We start from the raw sequence: 3,568 nt of genomic DNA, 5'->3' as shown, positions 1-3,568 counted from the left end.
CGGCGCGCTCGCGGCGGCCGCCGCGAGCCGGGTCGCGCTCCGGCGCCCGTGAGGGCGCCACGGCCGCGTCGCGCCGGACGTAGCCTTGAGGACATGGACGAGCGCACCACGGACCCGGAGCACGACGGCGCGGCGGACGGCCCTGCGCCCCGCGCGGAAGGGTCGCCGAAGACAGCCGGGACGGTCCGGTACGCGGCCTGCGTGCAGTGCGCGGAGCCCACCGAGTACCCGGAGACGACCCGCGGCGCGACGCTGTGCCCGGTCTGCGAGTGGCAGGAGGGGCAGCGCCTCGCCTGCTCCGGCTGAGTCGGGCTCAGGGGGTCGCGAGCAGCCGGTCGCGGGCCGCGGCCACGTCGAAGCCCGCCGCGGGGAAGCGCGGGTCCATGGCCGCCAGGTGTTCGCGCAGGAGCGTGCTGATGGCCCAGTTCCGGTACCACTTGCGGTCCGCCGGCACGAGATACCAGGGCGTGTCCTCCCCGGCGCAGCGGGTCAGCGCCGTCTCGTACGCGTCGCGGTACCGCGGCCACAGGTCCCGGTCCTCCAGGTCGCCCTCGCTGAACTTCCAGTGCTTGTCCGGGTCGTCCAGCCGGGCGAGCAGCCGCCGCCGCTGCTCCTCGTAGCCGATGTGCAGGAACACCTTCACGACCCGCACGCCCCGGTCGGCCAGTGACTGCTCGAAGCGGTTGATCTGGCCGTACCTGCGCCGGATCTCCCGGTGCGGCACCAGCGAACGCACCCGGGCCACGAGCACGTCCTCGTAGTGCGAGCGGTTGAAGATGCCGATCTCGCCGGCGGCGGGCAGCGCGCGCTTGACGCGCCAGAGGAACGCGTGGGCGAGTTCCTCCTCGGTCGGTTCCTTGAACGACCTGATCCGGCAGCCCGCCGGGTTGAACAGGCCGATCACGTGCTTGACCGTCCCGTCCTTGCCGCTGGTGTCCATGCCCTGGAGCACGAGCAGCAGCCGCCGGACGTCGCCCGCGGTGCTCGCTGCGTACAGGCGCTCCTGGAGTGAGCCGAGCGGCTCGGCCAGCGCCGCGGTCTCCCGCGCGCCGGCCGCCTTGCCCTTCGGGCCGCCGGGGGTGGCACGGGAGTCGTGGGCGGACAGGTCGACGGCCTCGCCCGGCGGGAGACGCAGCAGGTCGCTCAGCGGCGGCCCGGGCGGCGCGCCCTTCCCGCCGGCCTTCGCCTTCGCGCCGCCGCCCTCCTTGCCGCTCCCGTGCTTCTTCGCCATGGCGCGCCCTTTCCGTCGATTCCTTTTCGAGAATGCGGTGCGGCGGCCCGGCCCGCGAGCCGCGCGCACCCGGTGCGGGACGGCGCGGGACGGCGCGGGACGGCGCGGGACGGCGTCGGACGGCGTCGGACGGCGTGGGTGGGGATGCGCGGGGTCGCAGTGCCCGGCGGTGCGCACCGCACACGAGGGGCCCGGCACGCGGGCGCGTGCCGGGCCCCTTCCGCGGGTGCGGGGATCAGGCGAGCGAGGCGCTCAGCGTGATCGTGGTGCCCGTAAGAGCCTGGCTCACGGGGCAGTTCGCCTTGGCGTCCTCGGCGGCCTTCACGAAGTCGGCCTCGTCCATGCCCGGGACCTCGCCCTCCACGGTGAGGTGGATGCCGGTGATGCCGGTGCCGGGCTGGAAGGTGACCTCGGCCTGCGTGGTGAGCCTGGTCGGCGGGGTGCCGGACTTGTCGAGGCCGTTCGACAGCGCCATGGAGAAGCAGCTGGAGTGGGCGGCGGCGATGAGCTCCTCGGGGCTCGTCTTCCCGTTCGCCTCCTCCGCGCGGGAGGCCCAGGTGACCGACTGCTGCGGGATGCCGGAGGAGTCGAACGTGACGTTGCCGGCACCCTTGAGGAGGTTGCCCTCCCAGACGGTGTGCGCCTGGCGCTTGGTGGCCATGGTGGAACCCTTTCTCTGGTTGCGTACGGCTCCGGTCGGTCGTACCCCTCGAGAACCTACCCGGTGCCCGAACCTAGTCGTTGATCAGCTCCTCCGCTTCCCTGGCCAGGGCCGTGAGCCGGGAGATCGCCCGGAAGTACTTCTTGCGGTAGCCGCCGTTCAGCATGTCGTCGCCGAACAACCGGTCGAAGGGCACCCCGGAGGCCACGACCGGTATCTCCCGGTCGTAGAGCCGGTCGGCGAGCACGACGAGCCGCAGCGCTGTGGACTGGTCGGGCACCGGCCCCACGCCGGTCAGGCAGACGGCGGCCAGCCCCTCCGTGAGCGCCCCGTAGCGGCTGGGGTGGACCTTGGCGAGGTGGCCGAGGAGCGCCGGGAAGGCGTCGAGGCTCGCTCCCCGCGTGCTTCGCGCCACCCGCTCGACCTGCTCGGCCGTGTACGGGGCGGGCGCCTTCGGCAGGCCCCGGTGGCGGTAGTCCTCGCCGTCGATGCGCACCGGCCGGAAATGGGCCGACAGCCCCTGGATCTCGCGCAGGAAGTCGGCGGAGGCGAAGCGGCCCTCGCCCAGCTTGCCGGGCAGCGTGTTGGAGGTCGCCGCGAGCGCGACGCCCGCCTCGACGAGCCGCGCGAGCAGCGTCGAGACGAGGACCGTGTCGCCCGGGTCGTCCAGCTCGAACTCGTCGATGCACAGCAGCCGGTGGCCGCTCAGGGTCCGCACGGTCTCCTGGAAGCCGAGCGCGCCCACCAGGTTCGTGAGCTCGACGAACGTCCCGAACGCCTTCAGCTCCGGCTCGGCGGGCGTCGCGTGCCACAGCGAAGCGAGCAGGTGGGTCTTGCCGACGCCGTAGCCGCCGTCCAGGTAGATCCCGCGCGGACCGGCCGGCTCGGCGGGCTTCCGGGCGAACCAGCGGCGCCGGCCGCCCTCCGCGCCCGCCGCGAGGCCCGCGGCGAAGCCCCGCAGGACCTCGACCGCCAGCGCCTGGCTCGGCTGCCCGGGGTCGGGGACGTACGTGTCGAAGCGCACGGAGTCGAAGCGCGGCGGCGGCACCATCTCGGCGACGAGCCGGTCGGCCGGCACGTGGGGGGATCGGGCGCACAGGGACAGGGGGGCCGCCGCGGTGGCGGAGGCGCCTGCGTCGGCGGAGGAGGAGGTCACGTTGCTCAACTCTAGGAGTCCGGCGAGACTGCTTCGCATGCGACGCCTGTTCCCTGTGACCGATCAGACATCCGCGGCCGGGGCGGCGGCCTCCGCGCCGCCCGAGGCCGACCGGGAGTGGACCCTCGACGAGCTCGCCGACGCCTACGCGTATCCGGCGCGCGAGGACGGCCGGGCGTGGCTGCGGGGGAACATGGTCTCCACGCTGGACGGCGCCGCGCAGCACGGGGGCCGCTCGCACTCCATCTCCTCGGCGGCGGACATGCGCGTCTTCGGGGTGCTGCGGGCGCTCGCCGACGTGGTGGTCGCCGGAGCGGAGACCGTACGGCGGGAGGGCTACCGGCCGGCGCGCGCCCGGGAGGCGTTCGCCGCGCGGCGCGCCGCGGCCGGGCAGGGGCCCGCGCCGGCCGTCGCCGTGGTCACCGCCAGTTGCGACCTCGACTTCTCGCTGCCCCTGTTCACCTCGCCGCTCGTGCCGACGCTGGTGCTGACGGGCGCCGCCGCGCCGGCGGAGCGGCTG

The 3,568-nt window shown here is 74.6% G+C and carries 5 protein-coding genes; 2 read left to right on the top strand and 3 right to left on the bottom strand.

Going from position 1 to position 3,568, the window contains the following annotated elements; genetic code table 11:
* The first annotated feature begins 93 nt into the window (after positions 1 to 93).
* Positions 94 to 306 carry a hypothetical protein gene (locus L1885_RS25555; protein WP_235799531.1) on the top strand — a complete coding sequence of 71 codons (213 nt, stop codon included), beginning with the start codon at positions 94 to 96 and terminating at the stop codon, positions 304 to 306.
* A 7-nt stretch (positions 307 to 313) separates the two neighbouring features.
* Here the strand turns inward: L1885_RS25555 and L1885_RS25550 are convergent, their stop codons facing one another.
* The 3 genes from L1885_RS25550 to zapE all read right to left on the bottom strand — a co-directional run bounded on the left by L1885_RS25550 (position 314) and on the right by zapE (position 3,048).
* Positions 314 to 1,231 (bottom strand): PPK2 family polyphosphate kinase, encoded by a 918-nt coding sequence (locus L1885_RS25550; RefSeq protein WP_235799530.1) that lies wholly within the window; start codon positions 1,229 to 1,231, stop codon positions 314 to 316.
* A 235-nt stretch (positions 1,232 to 1,466) separates the two neighbouring features.
* Positions 1,467 to 1,892: an OsmC family protein gene (locus L1885_RS25545; protein WP_235799529.1), complete on the bottom strand. Its 426-nt coding sequence runs from the start codon at positions 1,890 to 1,892 to the stop codon at positions 1,467 to 1,469.
* A 73-nt stretch (positions 1,893 to 1,965) separates the two neighbouring features.
* Complete coding sequence (zapE, locus tag L1885_RS25540; protein ID WP_235799528.1) at positions 1,966 to 3,048, bottom strand: cell division protein ZapE; 1,083 nt, start codon at positions 3,046 to 3,048, stop codon at positions 1,966 to 1,968.
* Between the two features lie 37 nt (positions 3,049 to 3,085).
* Here zapE and L1885_RS25535 point away from each other — a divergent pair.
* On the top strand, positions 3,086 to 3,568 hold a 483-nt coding region (locus L1885_RS25535), incomplete at its 3' end, for a dihydrofolate reductase family protein (protein ID WP_235799527.1).

Origin of the sequence: Streptomyces fuscigenes (genome assembly GCF_021556455.1) — a bacterium.
Lineage (GTDB): Bacteria > Actinomycetota > Actinomycetes > Streptomycetales > Streptomycetaceae > Streptomyces > Streptomyces fuscigenes.
This window is presented reverse-complemented; position numbering and strand designations above follow the sequence as displayed.

Coding starts and splice junctions, on each gene's coding strand:
- L1885_RS25550 (WP_235799530.1), bottom strand. CDS start 1,231: ATGGCGAAGAAGCACGGGAGCGGCAAGGAGGGCGGCGGCGCGAAGGCG.
- L1885_RS25555 (WP_235799531.1), top strand. CDS start 94: ATGGACGAGCGCACCACGGACCCGGAGCACGACGGCGCGGCGGACGGC.
- L1885_RS25545 (WP_235799529.1), bottom strand. CDS start 1,892: ATGGCCACCAAGCGCCAGGCGCACACCGTCTGGGAGGGCAACCTCCTC.